The sequence below is a fragment of the Pedobacter sp. KBW01 genome, from assembly GCF_003852395.1.
Taxonomy (GTDB): Bacteria; Bacteroidota; Bacteroidia; order Sphingobacteriales; family Sphingobacteriaceae; genus Pedobacter.
Map to the genome: position 1 here is coordinate 133,299 of NZ_QAJQ01000027.1, position 20,938 is coordinate 154,236.

Below are 20,938 nucleotides of genomic sequence, written 5' to 3' on the forward strand. Positions count from 1 at the left end.
TTTAGCCCTTTTGAGGTAAAACTCGATGAGGAAGAGGAGTGGTAACACATCTAATTTATACTGGAACTGCCTAAACAGGGCGGTAATAAGATTCTTCCCCCTAAAATTTCCCGTTTATGGACAAGAGAAATGTTGATGTAGTCGTGATCTCCGACGTGCATTTGGGCACCTATGGCTGCCATGCTAAAGAGCTTTTAAAGTATCTTAAAAGTATTAAACCCAAAACATTGATTTTAAATGGCGATATCATTGATATCTGGCAGTTTAGCAAAAGTTACTGGCCCGAATCGCACATGAAAGTCATCCGTAAGCTGATGAAGTTTGTTTCGGAAGGCGTGCAGGTGCATTATTTAACTGGCAACCACGATGAGATGCTCCGCAAATTTGATGGTATGGAAATGGGTACATTCCATCTTCAGAATAAACTAATTTTAGAACTCGACGGTAAAAAAGCCTGGTTTTTTCATGGTGATGTGTTTGATGTGACCATGCAACATTCTAAATGGCTGGCCAAACTGGGTGCGGTAGGTTACGATACCTTAATTCTGATCAATAGTTTTGTAAACTGGGTATTAACGGCACTAAGAAGAGAAAAAATGAGTTTCTCGAAAAAAATAAAAGCTAAATTTAAAGATGCTGTTAAATTCATTAACAGTTTTGAACAAACTGCAGCTGAACTGGCGATTGAAAAAGGTTATCAATACGTAGTTTGCGGACATATCCACCAGGCCGAAAAAAGGGAAATTGCTACCGATGAAGGAAGTGTTACCTATTTAAACAGTGGTGATTGGGTAGAAAGTTTAACCGCTTTAGAATATGAAAACCAAAATTGGACGGTTTTTAAATATGAGCATCAGCATTTTATCAAAGATGAATTGGACGAAGGACTCCTGTCTGACGCCGAAGATTTGAAGAGTAAACTGGATATAAATATTCTTTTGCAGAATATAAAATATGAAATTGCCCAATAATTTTAGATATTCGGGCATAAAATGAAGATACTTTACGCGATACAGGGAACCGGAAATGGACATATTAGCAGGGCCAGGGAAATTATTCCTTTGCTCCAAAAATATGGTGAGCTTGATATTTTAGTGAGCGGCACACAGGCCGATGTTAAACTCAGTCAGCCGGTAAAATACCAGTTGCATGGTTTTAGCTTTATTTTTGGCAAAAAAGGTGGTGTAGACCATTATAAAACCTGGCTGAACATGAATCTTTTCCGCTTTAGAAAAGACATGAAACAGCTTCCCCTGAAAGATTATAACCTGATTGTTAATGACTTTGAGCCGGTAAGCGCCTGGGCATGTAAGCTGCAGGGCATTGAATGCGTTTCATTAAGCCATCAGGCCGCTTTTAAATCGAAAAAAGTACCACGGCCGAAAACTTTGGACTGGGGAAAACTGATTTTAAGCCGTTATGCCCCCACCAAATATCATATTGGCTTCCATTTCGATCGTTACGATACTTTTATCCATACGCCGGTAATCAGGGCCGAAATCAGAAACCTGGAAAGTATAAATTTGGGGCATTACACGGTGTATCTTCCGGCTATTGATGATAAACGTTTGGTAAAGCTTTTTACCCAGATCCCGAATGTGAAATGGGAAGTTTTTTCTAAACACAGTAAAGTAGCTTATCAGGAAGGCAATGTTTTTGTAGAGCCTGTAAACAACGAAAAATTCAATAAAAGCTTAGCTAGCTGCGAAGGTTTATTTACGGGTGGTGGTTTTGAAGGGCCAGCCGAGGCACTTTATTTAAAGAAAAAATTGTTGGTTGCCCCTATGCGTTTTCAGTTTGAACAGCAGTGCAACGCTTATGCCTTAAAGCAGTTTGGTTTGCCGGTTATTTGGGGAAGCAGCCGCAACTGGTTGCCAATTGTTAAAGACTGGGTAGAAAATCCCCAAAAACACGAATTTAATTTTCCAGATGAAACTGCCCAGATTATTGATGATATGGTGAAAAAATATGCCAGGATCTAGCTTTCAGCTTTTGACTTCAGTCTTTAAGTTTTCTGCTCTTTGGAGTTAAATTATTTTCTTTACTTTGCCTAATCGTTAAAAAGGCATGATTAATCAGTTTAGAAAGCTAAATCCAGTTAACCTCATATTTTTGCTGGCCTACACATTTTTTATGCGTATGGCTATCTTTTATGAAACACCTTCGCAGTTAAACTTCGATTTTCTGGAGCCTTTTGCCCGCTTATTGATCAACGTAGATCTCGATAATGCTTTTACAGCACAAACGAATATTTTTATTGCGGCGGTTTTGGTTTATGTGCAGGCCTTAATTTTTAACAGGGTTGTAAACAATCATAACTTATTGGGTAAACCAAGTTTTTTGCCCGGATTAATGTTTGTAACGGGCACAAGTTTGTTTATGCCATTTATGACTTTAAATCCGGCGCTGATTTGTAATTTCCTGCTCATCTGGATTATCGATAAGTTTTTAAAACTGGGAAAAAGTGCCAATTCTATAACCACGGTTTTCGATATCGGGATGATCATTGCCATTGGTACCCTGGTTTATTTCCCTTTTATGGGCATGCTGCTCATGATTTTTTTAGCATTACTGCTTTTTAGGTCGTTTAACTGGCGCGAATGGGTAGCCGGGCTAATCGGTTTTATTACCGTATTCTTTTTCCTTGCCGTATTTTACTATTGGAAAGATAATTTGAGCTCTTTTTATCAAATCTGGAAACCTTTGGGTAATAAGTTTCCATCGGTGTTTAAAATCAACTATAACGATTATTTGGTGCTTATTCCGGTAGCCATTATCATTATCCTGGCATCGTTACAATTGCGCGAAAATTTCTTCAGGAGTTTTATCAGTACGCGGAAAAGTTTTCAATTGCTTTTTTTCATGTTTATTGTGGCTATTGTTAGTTTTTACCTCAAACCTAATTTTCGTACCTGGCATTTTCTGCTTTGCGTGCCACCGGGGGCAGTACTGTTAGCTTACTATTTTAGCAATGCCAAAAAGCGCTGGTTTTACGAAACTTTGTTCCTCTTGTTCGTGCTTTCGGTGCAGTACTTTCTGTTTGTTTAACCTTTTTTAACAAATAACTGGAACGAAACTTGACAAAGATTAATAGCTTTGTGCATGATTTTAGCGTTAAAGCTTTTTTAAGTTTTAATTTGATGGATAGAATTGAGATCTTCGGAATTTCTAAAGTATAAAATTGATAAAGAGAAATTTTAAATGCGCACGTTAAGCATTGATATTGGAAATTCTGCTGCTAAGGTGGCTGTTTTTTTAAATAAAGAAATCGTTCACCATCAGCGTTTTAATAAACTTGGGATTATTGATCTGGCTCAGCTGATAGAGAAATTTTCACCAAATAAATCAATTATAAGCAGTGTTAATCAGGAAATTAGCCAGCTTGAGGGGTTTTTAAAAAAACATACTGAATATACGCGTTTTTCGGCCTTGTTAACCAATGGTGTGCAAAACAGATATAAAACGCCTGCCACTTTAGGATTAGATAGATGGGCTGCTGTTTTGGGTGCAAACGGATTATTCCCGGCAAGTGCCAGCTTAATTGTAGATGCGGGGACATGCATCACCTACGATGTTTTAAGCCTATCAAAAGCATATTTTGGTGGAAGCATCAGTCCGGGGATTAATATGCGTTTCAGGGCAGTACACGAATTTACCGGACGCCTGCCTTTGGTAGAGTGGAATGAGCAGGAAGAAATAACAGAAGGGACTGACACACAATCGGCAATTAAAAATGGCGTTTTACAAGGTGTAATAAATGAAATTGAAGGCTTTATTGCCCTAAATAATAAAAAAGAGAGTGCTTTGAAGGTAATTATAACCGGTGGCGATGCTAATTTTTTGTATAAGCAATTACAAAACAGCATCTTTGCGCCTCAAATTATAAAAGATCCCTACTTGGTATTAAAAGGATTAAATGAAGCTATTGCAGATTAAAATGTACAAAAGAATAAATTATATTGCAGCCATACTCGTTCTAGTTGGTGGTTTAAGTGCTCAGGCACAGGTTACTACATCATCGCCATATTCAAGATATGGGCTTGGTAATATAAAAGGCTCTTTGTTGCCTCAATTGCGGGCAATGGGTGGAATTTCTACTGCTGTAAACAAAGTAAGCGGTTTTAACTACATCAATATGCAGAACCCTGCATCATATGCCGGTATTTCGTTAACCACTATCGATATTGGTATGAGCGCAAGTATCAATAACTTAAGCAGAGGCAATTTAAACGAGAGTACCTTTAACTCTACTTTTAGCCATTTGGCCTTTGCAGCACCAGTAGGTAGAAAATCGGCTTTGAGCTTTGGTATTTTGCCTTATTCTGATTTAGGTTATACTTACAGGAACAAGGTTAAAATTGATACTACTTCGGTTGATCAGGTTTACGAAGGTGAAGGCGGTTTATCGAAAGCATACTTTGGTTACGGCTATCGTTTTGGCGATCATTTAAGAATTGGGGCCAACTTAGAATACATTTTTGGTAACCTGCAAACTACGCGTTCAACCGAATACAGCAGCGCAATTGTTGGGGCCTATAATGCCAAACTTCAAAATAAAAACAGTGTAGGTGGTTTAGCTTATTCTTATGGTATCCAGTACGATTTTAATGTAGGTAAGAAAACATTGGTAACCCTGGGTTATTCGGGTAGCACTTCGGGTAAAATAAATTCGAGCCAGACCTTTTTCGCAACCCGTTATCTTAGAGATGCGAATGGCAATGAGCAGCCAGCATTGGATACTTTGAGTAGAATTGATAAAGGAAAATCTAACCTTACTTTGCCATTAACCCATAACTTTGGTATAGCTATTCAGCAGAATGATAAATGGATGATCGGTGCTGATTTTAGAATGAGCAAATGGTCGGAAACCACAATCAATAATGTTAGCCAGGGTTTGCAAGACAGCTGGGGAGCATCGTTAGGTGGCCAGTGGACTCCTGATGCTTATTCTTACAACAGTTATATGAAACGTGTTGATTACCGCTTAGGCTTTAATTACGATAAAACGTATATTCAGGTAAACAATCAGAACATTAAACAAATGGGCGCTTCATTGGGTTTTGGTTTCCCGCTACCATCAGCAAATGGAGGTACGGCATTTTATAAAATTAACTTTACAACCGAGGTTGGGCAAAGAGGAACTTTAAACAATAACCTGGTTAAAGAACAGTATATTAATTTCCACCTTGGCTTTACCTTAAACGATACCTGGTTCCGTAAGTACCGCGTAGACTAATGAATTTAAAAACATTTTTATATGGTCTGTTTCTGGCGTTGCCATTGTTTTTGGCTTCTTGTGGAGACGACGATCTAAAAAATGCGAATTCAGTTTCAGCAGGTAAGGTAACCTTAACACGCGACCGTACCATTGGTGTTGAGATTATTTACAGCGACTCGGCCAGGGTAAAGGCAAAAGGCTATGCGCCAATACTGGATAAGATTACACCTTCTAACGGTGGTTCTTACCAGGAAATGATTAAAGGCGTAAACATCGATTTTTACAATCCACAAGGCACAGTTGATGGAAACTTGGTGTGCGATTATGCTATCAGGAAAGATACTGAGCTTAAAACCGAATTCCGTAAAAATGTGGTGGTAAAGAATAGCAAGGGCGATACTTTTTCCTCTCAGGAGTTAATCTGGGATGAATCGAAGAAGATTTTCTATTCAAATCAAACCGTTGATATTTTGAGCGTAAACGGTGACTTTACAAGGGCAAAGGATTTTAAGGCTCCTCAGGATTTCAGTACTTATGAAATGGGACCTGGAACAGGTGAAATTAACTCGAAGGGAACTTTATAGCTGGATCTGGAATAGTGGTGGCACCTTAACTTATGTAGTATGGAGGAGGTAAAATGGATAATGTATTAAGAATCCATCAAAATACAGCGGTTTTGAAGCTAATTTTATAGGCAAATCCCGCCATCTTCCATCAGCCATCTTACCTCCTACATCCCCCTTATAATTAAGCGTTTGATAAATAAAATTTTGTGTTTTCTTTTTTAATGCAAATTTGTATCTTGCGCCCTCTTAAAAAAGAACTAAATAAATTTATAATTACAATATGGGATTAATGACATTTTTGCGTAACCGTGCGGGCTATATCCTGGTCTTTGCAATCGGTTTTGCAATTGTTGCATTTTTAGTAGGCGATGCAATTAACGTAGGTAAACCTTTTTGGTCTGCAAATCAAAAAGTTGTCGGATCTATTGACGGTAACGAAATCAGTATCGATGATTTCGGACCAAAGGTTGATCAGGGTGTAAACCAAATGAAACAACAATATGGCGGTAGTGCAAATGCACAAATGACTGCTATGGCTGTAGATCAGGCCTGGAATGCAGAACTGGCTAAAGTTTTATTAACAAAGGAGTACGATCGCTTAGGTTTAACAGTATCGGAAGATGAGTTGATGGATTTATTGCAAGGTCAGAACCCTAGCCCATTAATTAAACAGTATTTTTCTAATCCTCAAACCGGCCAATTAGACCGTGTAACCCTGATGAACTTTTTAAAATCAAAAGAACCTCAGGCTTTACAACAATCTGATATGTTGCAACAGGAGATTAAAAACCAGGCGTTACAAACCAAATATTCTAACTTAATCCGTAATTCGGTTTATGTAACTTCGTTAGAAGCTACTGATGAATATAACAACCGTAACAAACTGGCTAACTTCAAATATGTAAGTTTAGATTATACTTCTATTCCGGATGCATCAGTTAAATTAACGGACGGAGATTATTCTGAATACTATGATCAGAATAAAGCACGTTTTAACAATCCAACTGAGACCCGTGCTTTCGAATATGTAACTTTCAGCATTAGCCCAAATAAAGCCGATTCATTAGCGATTAAAGCGCAGGTGGATAAAATTGCTGCCGATTTTCAGGTAGCTAAAAACGACTCACTTTTTGCAGCTATCAATTCGGATGTTAAAGTTCCTTTTGCTTACCTAACGAAAGGTAAATTAGATCCGGCTGTTGATTCTGCAGTATTTGCATTGCCTGCAGGTAGTTTTTATGGTCCTAAATTATCTGGTAATTCTTATAAAATTGTAAAAGTTGTAGCCAGCCGTTTCTCTCCTGATTCGGTAAAAGCCAGCCACATCTTAATCGACCCGGCTAAAGTTGGTGGTGAAGATAAAGCAAGCAAGTTAGCCGATTCATTAAAAGGTTTAATTTTGAAGGGTGGCAATTTTGCTGAGCTTGCTAAAAACTACAGTGTAGATGGTTCGAAAGATAAAGGTGGCGAGCTAGGTACTTTTGCACGTGGTGCTATGGTGCCTGAGTTTGAAAACGCAGCATTCGATGGCAAAGCAGGAGATATTAAAGTAGTTAAATCTCAGTTCGGATACCATATTCTTAAAATCGAAAAACAAATCGGTTCATCTAAAGTAGCTAAACTAGCTTATGTTGAGAAAACATTAGCTGCAAGCAGCAAAACACAGGCAGCGGCTTATAAAGCTGCAAGTAATTTCCTTGCTGATGTGAAAGGAAACGATTTTGCAAAACTTGCTACACAAAAAGGATTAAAAGTTGCCGTTGCTGATAGAGTAGCAGCTACACAAGGTTTCGCAGCAGGTTTAGATAACCCGCGTAAGTTAATCCAGGATGCTTATGCTGCTGATAAAGGTGATGTGTTACCTGAAATTTATACCATGAGCAATGCTTATGTTGTAGCACGTTTAACCAATGTTAGTCCTAAGGGTACCCTATCGTTAGCCGATGTTAAAAAAGAAATCGAGCCAATGGTACGCAATGCGGTTAAAGCTAAATTGTTAAAAGAAAAACTGGTTAATGCCGGTAAAGGAAATATCGATCAGGTTGGTGCGAAGCTAGCTCGTCCGGTTAGTCCAGTACAGAACATTGTATTTGCTAACCCGGTAATTCCAGGTGTAGCACAAGAAAACGCTTTGGTTGGTAGCGTATTTGGTTCTCAGCCAGGAAAATTATCTGCTCCTGTTCAGGGCGAGCGTGGTGTTTATGTATTCTCAGTTGATGGATTTACAAACCCTGCACCAATTGCCAACATGTTTAAACAAAAAGAAGGTATGTTATTAAGCTTAGGTCAGCGTTCATTAGGAGCGGCTTTCCAGGCTTTACAAGATAATGCACAGATAAAAGACAATCGTGTGAAATTCTATTAATTAGAAAATACGTAATTTTGTAACCGTTCCGATCAATTATCGGAGCGGTTTTTTTTATTTAAGGCCATGGAAATTCAGGAAAACATCATCAATAAAGTAGCAAACAGTGGTTTGGTAAGCTTAAACCTCGAAGACTTTTATCATAAAGGCGAAAGAGTGCTTTATGATATTGTAGATAATCTTTTTCATGGACTGATGCTGAAGGAGAAAGATTTTAGGGAATTTATCAAAAATCACGACTGGGTACAATATCAAGATAAGAACGTAGCGATCATCTGCTCTGCCGATGCCATTGTACCCACATGGGCTTATATGCTGTTGGCGAATAGAATGAAGCCTTACGCCAACGAGGTAGTGTTTGGCGGACTGGATACTTTGGAAGCTGTACTATTTTCGAAAGCACTGGCTAAAATTAATCCGCAGGATTATGCGAATGAACGTGTCGTGGTAAAAGGCTGTGGCGACATTGAGGTGCCTGTAGCCGCCTATGTAGAGGTGACCAATCTGCTAACACCAGTTGTTAAAAGCATCATGTTTGGCGAGCCTTGTTCTACCGTTCCGGTTTATAAACGAAAAGATTAAAAATTGGTTTGCTTTTTGTATACCTTCATGAAGAAAAGAATATGTTCCCTTTTTTAAAGACGATGTTTCTTTTCTATACACACAAATGAATACAAAAGCGATGAAAAAACTGTTTTTAATAGTCACGGCTGCACTATGCAGTTTCCATGTATTGGCACAGGAGCTCCCTCTCAAGAAGGAGCCTGTATTTCAGGAAGGAGAAGTTTTAAAATATAAATTGCGTTACGGTTTTATAACAGCTGCCGAGGCCACGATAAAAGTTGCCAATTCTGATTTAAAGTTTGATAATAAGCCAACCTATAAGCTTACGGTTGATGCGGAGACCTCAGGAACTTTCGATATCTTTTATAAGGTTAGGGATCATTACGACTCTTACATCGATAAAACAGACCTGTTACCTTACTTCTATCAGGAAAATATCCGTGAGGCCAGTTACCGGCGTCAGGATAAGGCAAGGTTTAATCAGGATGGTAAGAAAGTAGTCTCGAACAGGGGAACTTTTACTACCCCAACCAGCCAGACTTTCGATCTGGTATCAGCCTATTATTTTGCCCGTAGCCTTGATATCAGTAAGATTAAGGTTGGCGATAAATTTAAATTGAACTATTTTTTGGGTGATGAAATTTCAGCCCTCGAAGTAGAATATATAGGTAAAGAAACCATAAAGAGCAAACTCGGCAATATCCGCTGTTTAAAATTTAGTCCATCTATTAAGCCGGGCCGGATATTTAAAAAAGACAGCAGATTGTACCTTTGGGTAACCGATGATGGCAACCGTGTGCCGGTAAAAGCACAGGTAGAAATATTGGTGGGCGCAGTAACAATGGAATTAAAATCGGCCGATGGGCTGAAATATGCTTTAGCAAAAGAGTAATGATGATTGAAGTAGAACAAGTGCTGGTGCACGAAGATGTATTGAAAGAAAACTTTGTTTGTAACTTAAGCAAATGTAAAGGGATCTGTTGTGTAGAGGGCGATTCGGGTGCACCCTTGGATAATGACGAAAAAGCAATTTTAGAAGATATTTATCCAAAAATAAAGCACTTGTTAAACGAAAAGGGGATTAAAGCCATTGAAGAGCAAGGCGTGTACGTGGTTGATGAAGATGGCGATTTGACCACGCCTTGTGTCGATAAAAATAAAGAGTGTGCCTATGTGCTTTTTGAAGGTGGGATAACCAAATGTGCCATTGAAAAAGCTTATGAACAAGGTTTGGTAGACTGGCAAAAACCTATTTCGTGCCACTTATACCCTATCCGTATCACTAAATATCCAGAATTCGATGTCCTGAATTACGATCGTTGGCACATCTGTCACGATGCCTGTACATTTGGACGTGAGCTTAAAGTACCGGTGTATAGTTTCTTAAAAGGACCGCTTATCCGTAAATATGGAGAGGCCTGGTATAAAGAACTGGAGAGTTCGGTTGCGGCGATGTAGTGCTATCGTCTACAATATTATAAGATATATTGACTCTAAATACCATTAAACTAATTTGGAATTCAATATTGAGGCTATATTAAGCTAATTGCTTCTAAACTATTTCGTTCAGTTTTCTGCTAATGTCACAATTAAGTTGGTTTTTGAAGAAATCTAACTTAATTTAGCCAACTGAAATTCATTTAATAACTGTGAAAAAAATTTTAATTACTGGTGGAGCGGGCTTTATTGGCTCTCACGTAGTTCGCCGTTTCGTTAATAACTATCCTCAATATGAGATTATAAATTTAGACAAGTTAACCTATGCAGGTAATCTGGCTAATTTAACCGATATAGAAAACAAACCGAATTATAGCTTTGTAAAAGCAGATATTACCGATGCACAAGCGATTGATGAGCTTTTTAAAAGCGAAAATTTTGAAGCTGTAATTCACTTAGCTGCAGAAAGCCATGTTGACCGTTCTATTTCCGACCCAACCGCTTTTGTAATGACGAATGTGATTGGTACCGTAAATTTATTAAATGCGGCCAGAGCTTACTGGAAAGGTAGTTATGACCAAAAACGTTTTTATCATGTAAGTACGGATGAGGTTTATGGTGCCTTAGGTGAAGCAGGGATGTTTACCGAAACTACTGCTTACGATCCACACAGCCCATATTCGGCCTCTAAGGCCAGTTCGGATCATTTTGTTCGTGCTTATCACGATACTTATGGTATGGACTGTGTAATTTCTAACTGTTCAAACAATTATGGCTCACATCATTTTCCTGAGAAACTGATTCCGTTAGCCATTAACAATATTAAAAACAACAAACCTGTACCCGTTTATGGTAAAGGCGAAAATGTGCGCGACTGGTTATGGGTTGAAGACCATGCCCGTGCCATTGATGTGATTTTCCATAATGCTAAAACCGGCGATACCTACAACATTGGTGGCCATAACGAATGGAAAAATATCGATCTGATTAACCTATTGTGTAGCATTATGGATGAAAAATTAGGTCGCAAAAAAGGTGAATCGGCTAAACTGATTACCTATGTAACCGACCGTGCAGGGCACGATTTGCGTTATGCTATCGATTCGACTAAATTACAGGAACAGTTAGACTGGGTGCCAAGCTTACAGTTTGAAGAAGGTTTAGCCAAAACTGTTGACTGGTATCTGCAAAATGAAGACTGGCTAAACAATGTAACCTCGGGTAATTATCAATCTTATTACGCACAACAGTACAGCCATAAATAATGGAAATTGAACAAACTGGATTAAAAGACTGCCTGATTATTAAACCGCGGGTATTTGAAGATGCCAGGGGGTATTTTTTTGAAAGTTTTAACCAAAGTGCCTTTGAAGAGAAAACGGGTTTATCGGGTAGGTTTGTACAAGACAATGAATCTCATTCTTCTTATGGTGTAATCCGTGGATTACATGCCCAAACGGGCGAATTTGCTCAAGCTAAACTGGTACGTGTAACCAAGGGTGAGGTTTTGGATGTTGCGGTTGATATACGTCCAAGCTCGCCAACTTATGGTAAGCATTTCGCAGTACGTTTAAGCGCCGAGAATAAGCTCCAAATGTATATTCCACGTGGTTTTATACATGGCTTTTCGGTATTGAGTAAAACTGCTGAGTTTTTGTATAAATGCGATAATTTTTTCAATAAAGCTTCAGAAACGGGTGTAATTTATAACGATGCGGACCTGAATATCGACTGGTTAATTCCAGAAAACGACAGAGAAATATCTGAAAAAGATCTGCTTCTAAAACCTTTTTCTGCATTACAGCATATATGAGCAAGATATTAGTAATTGGTGCTGGTGGTCAACTAGGCCAATGTTTAAAAAACGTAGCCGAGCTTAGGGGGATTGCTGATATAGTTTTTCCTTCAGAACAGGATGCCAATATCTTAGATGAAGGTGTTTTAAATGCATTGTTAGCTATAGAACAACCAGCTTTTGTAATCAATTGCGCGGCTTATACTGCTGTAGATAAAGCTGAAGATGAGATTGAACTGGCAAAGGCCATAAATGAGACCGGAGCAGATTATCTGGCCTCTGCTTGTGCAGCACATGGCTCAACATTAGTACATATTTCTACAGATTTTGTTTTCGAAGGTAATGAGGTAAAACTGCTAAAAGAAGGTGATGAAGCAAAACCTATCAATGTTTATGGTGTAACTAAACTTGATGGAGAAAAGGCTGTAGCAGCCAATTTACCAGCCCATTTTATTATCCGTACCAGCTGGTTATATTCTGAATATGCGAATAACTTTGTTAAAACCATGTTGAAACTAGGGGCTGAGCGGGATGAACTGAATATAATTGCCGATCAGGTAGGTACACCAACTTATGCGATAGATTTGGCCAATGCGATTTATGATATTATCGAGTCGGGCCAAAAGGCTTATGGCGTTTACCACTACAGTAATGAAGGGGTAACTTCGTGGTTCGATTTTGCAACCGCCATATTTGATATTAGTAAAACTGCGGTTAAGGTAAAACCAATTCCAGGATCGGCTTATCCTACTAAAGCTACGCGACCAGCTTTTTCGGTAATGGATAAAACGAAAATTAAAACTACTTTTAATATAAAAATCCCTTATTGGAGAGATAGCCTGGTGGATTGTATAGCGAAGCTTCGCTAGTAGTTTGCAGTTAACAGTTTGCAATAGAAAATATAGTTAATTAACAAGATATGAGCTGTAGTCGTGACCAATGACTACTGAACAAATAAACTAATCACAATACTATGAAAGGTATAATTTTAGCTGGTGGTAGCGGCACACGTTTGCATCCTTTAACATTGGCTTGTAGTAAACAAATGATGCCGGTTTACGATAAACCGATGATTTATTATCCGCTTTCTACTTTGATGCTGGCGGGTATAAAAGAAATCCTGATTATATCTACCCCGCACGATCTGCCTAATTTTGAGAAATTGTTGGGGGATGGTGTTGCATTGGGCTGTAAATTTAGTTATGCGGTGCAGACAGAACCCAATGGTTTAGCACAGGCTTTTGTAATAGGCGAAGAATTTATTGGTAAGGATAAAGTTGCCCTGGTATTGGGCGATAATATTTTTCATAGTGATGGATTGACCAAATTGTTACAAGCCAGCGCTGATCCAGATGGAGGTGTAGTATTTGCTTATCAGGTTGCAGATCCGGAACGCTATGGCGTGGTTGAGTTTGACGAAAATAAAAAAGCCATTTCAATTGAAGAAAAACCAGTAAAACCGAAATCGGATTATGCTGTACCTGGATTGTATTTTTACGATAACGAAGTGGTAGAAATAGCCAAAAATATCAAACCTTCTCCTCGCGGCGAATATGAAATTACCGATGTGAACCGTATTTATTTAGAACGAGGTAAATTAAAGGTAGGCGTATTGAGCCGCGGTACTGCCTGGTTAGATACGGGAACTTTTACTTCTTTAATGCAGGCTGGTCAGTTTGTACAGATTATTGAGGAAAGACAAGGATTAAAGATTGGTTGTATTGAAGAGATTGCTTATCGCATGGGCTTCATCGATGCGGAGCAGCTTAAGGTTGTCGCTACTCCATTGGTTAAGAGTGGTTATGGCAGTTATTTACTGAAGTTGATTAAATAAAGGGGCTGTCCGAAAAAAAGGTTAAACAACCCCTTTTGTATTCGGGTACCTGATGGAGAAATTTTCCAGCAGCCAATTCTCATACGTAAGGTTTTTCTTTTTGGACACTCTCATATTCAATTTATATTAGATCACCTATTAATGTAATTGCATCGATAGGTGATTTTGTTTTATATCCTGATCTTTGTTAAAGATTTTTACAGATTGCTCCAACATTTCAAAATAGCATATTGATCAAATAAATTATTCTGTATGTTTGTAGTTTATAAAAGATTAATAATATATGAAGGTTGCCTTAATTACAGGTGTTACGGGACAAGACGGAGCTTATTTGGCAGAGTTTTTACTCAAAAAGGGTTATTTTGTTCATGGATTAAAGCGGCGTTCATCATCATTTAATACCGATCGGATCGATCACCTATATCAGGATCAACATGAGCAGAATGTATATTTTAAATTGCATTATGGCGATTTAACTGACTCGACCAATCTCATTCGTATTATCCAGGAAACGCAACCCGATGAGATTTATAATCTGGCGGCGATGAGCCATGTGCACGTGAGCTTCGAAATGCCAGAATATACAGCCAATGCAGATGGTATTGGGACCTTACGCCTTTTAGAGGCTGTTCGTATATTGGGACTAACCGAAAAGACAAAAATTTATCAGGCTAGTACCTCTGAGCTATATGGTTTAGTACAGGCAGTGCCGCAAAGCGAAACTACGCCTTTTTATCCACGCTCTCCCTACGCTGTAGCCAAAATGTATGCCTATTGGATCACCGTAAACTACCGCGAGGCTTACAATATGTTTGCTTGTAATGGTATTTTATTTAATCACGAAAGCCCTTTAAGGGGCGAAACGTTTGTTACGCGAAAAATAACCCGTGCTGCTGCTAAAATTGCCTTGGGGTTACAAAAATGCCTTTATCTGGGTAATTTATCTGCCCAAAGAGACTGGGGACATGCTAAAGACTATATTGAGGCGATGTGGTTGATTTTACAACAGGAAAAACCTGAAGATTTTGTGATTGCAACAGGTGTTACAACAACCGTTCGGGATTTTGTTCGAATGAGTTTTGCCGAATTGGGAATTGAAGTTGAGTTTTCGGGAAAAGATGAAAATGAAAAAGGGGTAATTATTGGTTTAGATGTAGAGCTGGTTAATGGTTTAGGTTTAGATTCTGAGAAATTGTTTTTAGGAAGTACCATTGTACAGGTAGATCCTAAATACTATAGGCCAACAGAGGTAGATTTGTTATTAGGTGATCCAACCAAATCTAAGACCCAGCTGGGATGGGAACCAAAATATAACTTAGCTGCTTTAGTGAAAGATATGGTTATTTCTGACCTTCATTTAATGCAAAAGGATGGATATTTAAAAGAAGGTGGTTTCAAAATTTTAAATTATTTTGAATAATTTCCAGCATGCGATTTATTGTAGGTTAAGTTTTTATTAATTTTTTGTGATAGTCGGCAAGCACAATCGTTTGTTTTGCGGTATTTCGACAATGTATCTGATTTAGTCTACTGTTTATTGGGAAATAAGCTAAATTAACTTAGCTTTACACTATTAAATAAACGTTCTCACAAAATATTTCGTTGTATTGTTGAAATTTTTTAGGCTTTGGTTCACGAAATGTGAAGTAATTTATTTGATTTTTTTTCCTGTTGTAAAATATGTTTAACTTTTTTAATAAGAAGAATAAAATTACCGATATTTCCTGGCTGGGAATAGATATGCATTCCCATATCTTGCCAGGCATTGATGATGGTTCTCCGGATATAGCAACATCAGTCAGGTTTGTGAAATCACTTTCGGAGCTTGGTTTTGAGCAGTTAATTGCAACACCGCATATTTTAAAAGAACTCTATCCCAATACACTTGAAAGTATAAGTAAGGCTAAAATAGATTTACAAATAGCACTTAACCAAGCCAATATCACTACAAAATTAAATGCCGGAGCCGAATACATGGTTGATCAGGATTTTACTTTGGATCAAGATCTATGTCCGCTTGATCAGAAACATTTATTGATAGAGATGTCTTATCTATCAGAAAGCCCTGGCATTAGCCAAACCATATTTGATGTATCAATAAAGGGTTATCACCCCGTATTGGCTCACCCAGAGCGTTATACATTTTATTTTAAGGATAAAAGCCGATTAAAACGTTTTAAAGAAAAAGGATGCTTGTTACAACTGAATTTATTATCTGTATTAGGGTACTATGGTAAAGATGTGAAGCAATTAGCAGAACTACTTTTAAAAGAAAAAATGTATGATTTTGCGGGTACCGATTTACATCATGATAAACATTTAACTGCATTGACAGAATCAGTTCAGTCAGGAAGATTGTTTGATTTAATCGGTAGCTATGGGTTTAAAAATCAGGAAATTTTCGGGTAGATTTTTTTGACTAATGGTTCTATTTATTTTAGCCCCTTAAAAAACTGGAGTAGTTTATTGCTGATACTTATAATAATAAACCCGACCCTAAATAATGTCTTTTAGATATTACAATTAAATGATTAAGTTTGCGAACTGTTCGTAATCTACAATATTATTGGAACAGATTTATATCTATGAATAAAAAAAATAATGTGAACAAGGGAGCTAAAGTAGCAGTTTTGTTTTTTGCTATTACCCTTGCCTGTTCTTGCGTTAGCAATAAAAAAATTGCTTATTTTCAAGACATTCAATCAGTTAAGCAAGCTCGATTAGATAGTGCCATAGCTTTTACAGAGCCTGTAATACAACCAGATGATATCTTAAGCATCAATATCTTTACGTTAAATCCTCAAAGTGGTGCAATTATAAATCAAGCAGCCTCAACGCCCACACTGGGAGGGAATACCAATAATAGCGTATCAACTCAAAACACGGGTTTTTTAGTTGATAAAAACGGAGAGATAGAACTTTCCCTTATCGGAAAGTTAAAAGTAGCAGGTTTAACAACTTACCAAGCGAGGGAACTGATCCGCGAAAAGGCTACTGATGTTTTTAAGCAACCTAATGTGCAATTACGTTTTGCCAATTTTAAAGTAAGTGTATTAGGGGAAGTAAATGCGCCTTCTGCCTATACATTACCAAATGAAAAAGTGACAATTTTAGATGCCTTAAGTTTAGCAGGCGATTTAACTATTTATGGACGTAGAGAAAACGTGTTAATTGTTCGTGATAACAATGGGAAAAAAGAATTTGCGCGATTGGATCTGAATTCGAGCAATATTTTTAGTAGCCCATTCTACTATTTAAAACAGAATGATGTAATATATGTAGAACCAAATAAACGTAAGGTTTCTGCATCTAATTCAGCTCAAATTCAAACCATTGGTGTAATTGCATCTGTAATTTCAGTAATCGTTTTAGCTATTTCTAATTTTAAATAAGTAATTGCCAAATGAATAGTAATCTAGAAATGAACAAGGTGCAGGCTAAAGACGAGATTGACATTAATTTTAAAGATATTTTTAATAAACTTTCTGATAAATGGAGCTGGTTTCTTATCAGTGTTTTGATCTGTTTATTTGCTGCTTTTATATATGGGAGATACACTGCCCCGAGCTATCAGATCAAAGCCAAATTAATTGTAAACGATGACCAAAAAGGGAGTGGAATAGGGAAACAGGCCGGGTCTTTAATGGATTTAGGTGGGATAATGGGGGCTAAAAACTCTGTTGATAATGAAGTTGAGATCTTGAAAACAAGATTTTTGATGGAACAAGTCGTTAGGGAAATGCAGTTAAATATTGTATATGCAAAGAAAACAGATTTTGTTAGCCGCGAATTATATCAAGCCCCTTTTAAAGTTAATATTATAAAGGGAGTCGACACAATTGTTACAACAAAATTAGATGTAATTAAGGTCTCCTCAAATAAGATTTTGGTCAGCGCTAAAAGCTTTAAAAAAGAGGTTACTTGGAATGAGCCATTTAGGATTAATGGTATTGGAGTGTTATGTATTGAGCAAAATGTGAGCAAACAATTGGATAATAGTGAATATTATGTAAGCATAAGTTCGATTGATTCGAGAGTTGCCTTTCTTATGAGTCAATTATCTGTTGGAGCCAGTAATAAACAAGTAAGCATGATAGATCTGAAACTATCATATCCATTGCCTAATAAAGGAGAAGACATTTTAAATACAATAATAAAAAAATATACTCAATCTAATCTAAATGATAAAAATGCCGTTGCAGATAGTACTTATCGTTTTATAAAAGAGAGATTAAATGTTATTGCATCAGAGTTAGGAGATGTAGAAAATAAGGTTGAGACGTTTAAACAACGAAATAAATTGGCCGACATGAGCGAACAAGGGAAATTGTTGGTTCAGAACTCCGGTGATTTTGCTTCAGAACTTGCAAAAGCAGAAACTCAGGTTAGTGTGATCAATGAATTGGAAAAATATTTAAAAGACAACGTAAATAATAAACGTGTATTTCCTTCGTCATTGATACCACAGGACATGGTATTTGCTAATATTATGGAGCATTATAATTCTTTGCTCATTGAACGAGAGAAACAACTATTGGGATTAACAGAACAAAGTCCGTTCATTCAAAATATAGATCAGCAGATTAGAGAGTTGCGTGGTAATATGTTGTCTAATATTCAAAGCACAAAAAAAACAGCATTACTAAATAGAGATAAGCTCCGAAGACAACTAAATTCTGCAGAAAACCAAATTTCTGGTGTTCCTCAAATAGAAAAAAATTATTTGAAGCTAGCAAGAAATCAGCAAATTAAGCAAGAATTATATATTTTCTTAATGCAAAAAGCAGAAGAAACTGCCATTTCTAAAACAGCTAATATTTCTATTGCTAAAACGATAGATCCACCAAAATCTGATGTATTTCCTATTAGCCCCAAAAAAAGTTTCTTTTATTTAATTGGTTTAATAATTGGGTTGATTATTCCTCTTGGCTTAATTTTTGCACTGGATTTTCTTAATACTAGTATAAAAACAAAAGAAGAGATTACTGCGCTTACAAATGTGCCTATTATTGGAGAAATTAGCCATAATGCTAGTGATGATAATCTTATTGTCGCTAATCAAAGTCGCTCGGCCATTTCTGAACAATTCAGAGCCTTACGTACCAACCTTTCGTTCTATTTAAAGACGGAAAATGAAAAGGTTATACTTTTGACATCCAGTATGAGCGGAGAAGGTAAGTCGTTTACAGCAATTAATTTAGGTAATATCCTTGCTTTGGCTGGAAAGAAGGTATTGCTAATGGAACTGGATTTAAGAAAACCAGGATTATATGCTAAATTGAATGTTCAGAATGACATTGGCTTTAGTAATTTTACAATCAGTCCTGCAATCAAACTAGTGGATATCGTAAAGCCTTTATCTATTAACAAAAATTTATTTATTGTCTCATCTGGGCCATTGCCTCCTAATCCTGCTGAAACTCTAATAAATGAGCATGTGCCAAAACTTATTGAAGAATTAAAAAAAGAATTCGATTATATTATAATGGATGCTCCACCAGTAGGAATTATTGCTGATGCACAATTACTTTCCCGATATGCTGACGTAACTTTATATTTGGTTAGACAAAAAATCACACAGAAGGATCAATTGAAAATTGTTGAAGATTTGTATCAGACTAAGAAAATGAAAAATTTAGGGATTATAGTCAATGATATTATAAGTAAATATTATGGTTATGGTTATGGTTATGGCAACTATGGTCAAAGTGCAGATGTAAAATGGTATCAAAAATTTTTTAAAAAATAATTAATGAGCAATGATATGCGAGGTTTAGGATTCGGGTATTCTATTCAATTAAGTTAAAGTTTTGAATATTAAATTAAAATAACTAAACCTTGAGTTTTTAAATATTAATAAAATTTATAAATGAGTAAATATAAGATTGCTGTTATTGGTTTAGGTTATGTAGGATTACCGTTAGCAGTGGAATTTGGCAAGAAATTTCAAAGTGTTGGTTTCGATATTAATACTGAACGGATTAACGAACTAAAAAACGGAACTGATTCCACGTTGGAAGTTAGCGATGAAAATTTAAAATCGATTATTGTAGATGATACAAATCAGGTTGGATTATATGTTACTAACCAGATTGAAAAAATAAGAGAGTGCAATATTTTTATTATTACTGTTCCAACACCGGTTGATAAATATAATAAACCAGACTTAACTCCGCTAAAAAAAGCTAGTGAAACAGTTGGAAAGGTATTGAAAGTAAACGATATCGTAATTTATGAATCAACAGTATATCCTGGAGCAACAGAAGAAGAGTGCATTCCTGTGCTGGAAAAAATATCAGGTTTAAAATACAATGTTGATTTCTTTGCTGGCTATTCACCAGAACGAATAAATCCTGGCGATAAAGAGCATACAGTTTCAAAAATTTTAAAAGTTACTTCTGGTTCTACTCCTGAAATTGCAGAAATTGTAGATCAACTTTATGGCTCAATTATAGTGGCCGGAACTTTTAAGGCTTCCTGCATTAAAGTTGCCGAAGCTGCGAAGGTAATTGAAAATTCTCAACGCGACATTAATATTGCTTTTGTTAATGAACTAGCTAAAATTTTCAATCTTCTTGATATTGATACCAAAGAAGTTTTAGAAGCTGCAGGTACCAAATGGAATTTCTTGAAATTTAGTCCAGGCTTGGTTGGTGGTCACTGCATTGGTGTTGATCCTTATTATTTAGCACAAAAGGCACAAGAAGTGGGTTATCATCCTGAAATTATATTGGCAGGAAGAAGATTAAATGATAGCATTGGAGCTTATGTCGCCGATGAAACAATTAAATTACTAGTTAAAAAACAGGTTAATGTTGCAAAAGCAACTTTACTTGTAATGGGGATAACTTTTAAAGAAAATTGTCCAGATGTAAGAAATACAAAAGTGACCGATATTATTGGAGAACTTCAGAAATATCACGTAAACGTTGTTATCTTAGATCCATTAGCGAATAAAGCAAATGTAATGCACGAATATGGTTTAGAAATCATCAATAGCCTTGATGAAGTCTCTACCACTAAATTTGATGGTGTGATATTGGCCGTAGCACATAAAGAGTTTATGAGCATGGATATTTCATCACTAAGAAAAGAGAATTCAGTTATTTTTGATGTAAAGGGGGTGTTGCCAAAAGCACTTGCTGATAGAAGATTGTAA

19 protein-coding genes are annotated in these 20,938 nt (G+C 36.8%); all 19 read left to right on the plus strand.

The features are described from left to right. Positions 1-116: 116 nt before the first annotated feature. The 19 genes from DBR40_RS22815 (at position 117) to DBR40_RS22905 (ending at position 20,938) form a co-directional block, all read left to right on the plus strand. On the plus strand, positions 117-971 hold the full coding sequence (locus DBR40_RS22815; protein ID WP_124562045.1) for a UDP-2,3-diacylglucosamine diphosphatase: 855 nt from the start codon (positions 117-119) through the stop codon (positions 969-971). A gap of 21 nt (positions 972-992) precedes the next feature. After that, on the plus strand, positions 993-1,982 hold the full coding sequence (locus tag DBR40_RS22820) for a glycosyltransferase family protein (RefSeq protein ID WP_124562046.1): 990 nt from the start codon (positions 993-995) through the stop codon (positions 1,980-1,982). Positions 1,983-2,067: 85 nt separating this feature from the next. Then, entirely contained in the window at positions 2,068-3,048 is a 981-nt protein-coding gene (locus DBR40_RS22825) for a DUF6427 family protein (protein WP_124562047.1), read from the plus strand. A gap of 153 nt (positions 3,049-3,201) precedes the next feature. After that, positions 3,202-3,936 (plus strand): type III pantothenate kinase, encoded by a 735-nt coding sequence (locus DBR40_RS22830; protein ID WP_124562048.1) that lies wholly within the window; start codon positions 3,202-3,204, stop codon positions 3,934-3,936. 1 nt (position 3,937) lies between these two features. Beyond that, the gene (locus DBR40_RS22835; RefSeq protein WP_233603963.1) at positions 3,938-5,236 is read left to right on the plus strand and encodes an OmpP1/FadL family transporter; all 1,299 of its coding nucleotides are present in this window, start codon (positions 3,938-3,940) and stop codon (positions 5,234-5,236) included. Beyond that, positions 5,236-5,802: a hypothetical protein gene (locus tag DBR40_RS22840; RefSeq protein ID WP_124562050.1), complete on the plus strand. Its 567-nt coding sequence runs from the start codon at positions 5,236-5,238 to the stop codon at positions 5,800-5,802. Before DBR40_RS22835 ends, DBR40_RS22840 begins: the two co-directional genes overlap by 1 nt. A 262-nt stretch (positions 5,803-6,064) precedes the next feature. Beyond that, a complete protein-coding gene (locus DBR40_RS22845) occupies positions 6,065-8,149 on the plus strand; it encodes a SurA N-terminal domain-containing protein (RefSeq protein ID WP_124562051.1) in 2,085 nt (694 codons plus the stop codon). A gap of 66 nt (positions 8,150-8,215) precedes the next feature. Further along, complete coding sequence (locus DBR40_RS22850) at positions 8,216-8,731, plus strand: DUF2480 family protein (protein ID WP_124562052.1); 516 nt, start codon at positions 8,216-8,218, stop codon at positions 8,729-8,731. Positions 8,732-8,831: 100 nt separating this feature from the next. Next, positions 8,832-9,605, plus strand: coding sequence for a DUF3108 domain-containing protein (locus tag DBR40_RS22855; protein ID WP_124562053.1), 774 nt, complete (start codon positions 8,832-8,834; stop codon positions 9,603-9,605). 2 nt (positions 9,606-9,607) lie between these two features. Then, positions 9,608-10,171, plus strand: coding sequence for a DUF3109 family protein (locus tag DBR40_RS22860; protein WP_124562095.1), 564 nt, complete (start codon positions 9,608-9,610; stop codon positions 10,169-10,171). 191 nt (positions 10,172-10,362) lie between these two features. Further along, positions 10,363-11,415 carry a dTDP-glucose 4,6-dehydratase gene (rfbB, locus tag DBR40_RS22865; protein ID WP_124562054.1) on the plus strand — a complete coding sequence of 351 codons (1,053 nt, stop codon included), beginning with the start codon at positions 10,363-10,365 and terminating at the stop codon, positions 11,413-11,415. After that, entirely contained in the window at positions 11,415-11,963 is a 549-nt protein-coding gene (gene rfbC / locus DBR40_RS22870) for a dTDP-4-dehydrorhamnose 3,5-epimerase (RefSeq protein ID WP_124562055.1), read from the plus strand. The genes rfbB and rfbC overlap by 1 nt, the downstream gene beginning before the upstream one ends. Then, positions 11,960-12,814, plus strand: coding sequence for a dTDP-4-dehydrorhamnose reductase (gene rfbD, locus DBR40_RS22875; RefSeq protein WP_124562056.1), 855 nt, complete (start codon positions 11,960-11,962; stop codon positions 12,812-12,814). The genes rfbC and rfbD overlap by 4 nt, the downstream gene beginning before the upstream one ends. Positions 12,815-12,918: 104 nt before the next feature. After that, the gene (gene rfbA, locus DBR40_RS22880; protein ID WP_124562057.1) at positions 12,919-13,779 is read left to right on the plus strand and encodes a glucose-1-phosphate thymidylyltransferase RfbA; all 861 of its coding nucleotides are present in this window, start codon (positions 12,919-12,921) and stop codon (positions 13,777-13,779) included. A 283-nt stretch (positions 13,780-14,062) separates the two neighbouring features. Continuing rightward, on the plus strand, positions 14,063-15,199 hold the full coding sequence (gene gmd / locus DBR40_RS22885) for a GDP-mannose 4,6-dehydratase (protein ID WP_124562058.1): 1,137 nt from the start codon (positions 14,063-14,065) through the stop codon (positions 15,197-15,199). A gap of 260 nt (positions 15,200-15,459) precedes the next feature. After that, on the plus strand, positions 15,460-16,188 hold the full coding sequence (locus tag DBR40_RS22890) for a tyrosine-protein phosphatase (protein WP_124562059.1): 729 nt from the start codon (positions 15,460-15,462) through the stop codon (positions 16,186-16,188). Between the two features lie 176 nt (positions 16,189-16,364). Continuing rightward, on the plus strand, positions 16,365-17,171 hold the full coding sequence (locus tag DBR40_RS22895; protein WP_124562060.1) for a polysaccharide biosynthesis/export family protein: 807 nt from the start codon (positions 16,365-16,367) through the stop codon (positions 17,169-17,171). A gap of 11 nt (positions 17,172-17,182) precedes the next feature. After that, complete coding sequence (locus tag DBR40_RS22900) at positions 17,183-19,528, plus strand: GumC family protein (protein WP_124562061.1); 2,346 nt, start codon at positions 17,183-17,185, stop codon at positions 19,526-19,528. A gap of 120 nt (positions 19,529-19,648) precedes the next feature. Beyond that, positions 19,649-20,938 carry a nucleotide sugar dehydrogenase gene (locus DBR40_RS22905; RefSeq protein WP_124562062.1) on the plus strand — a complete coding sequence of 430 codons (1,290 nt, stop codon included), beginning with the start codon at positions 19,649-19,651 and terminating at the stop codon, positions 20,936-20,938.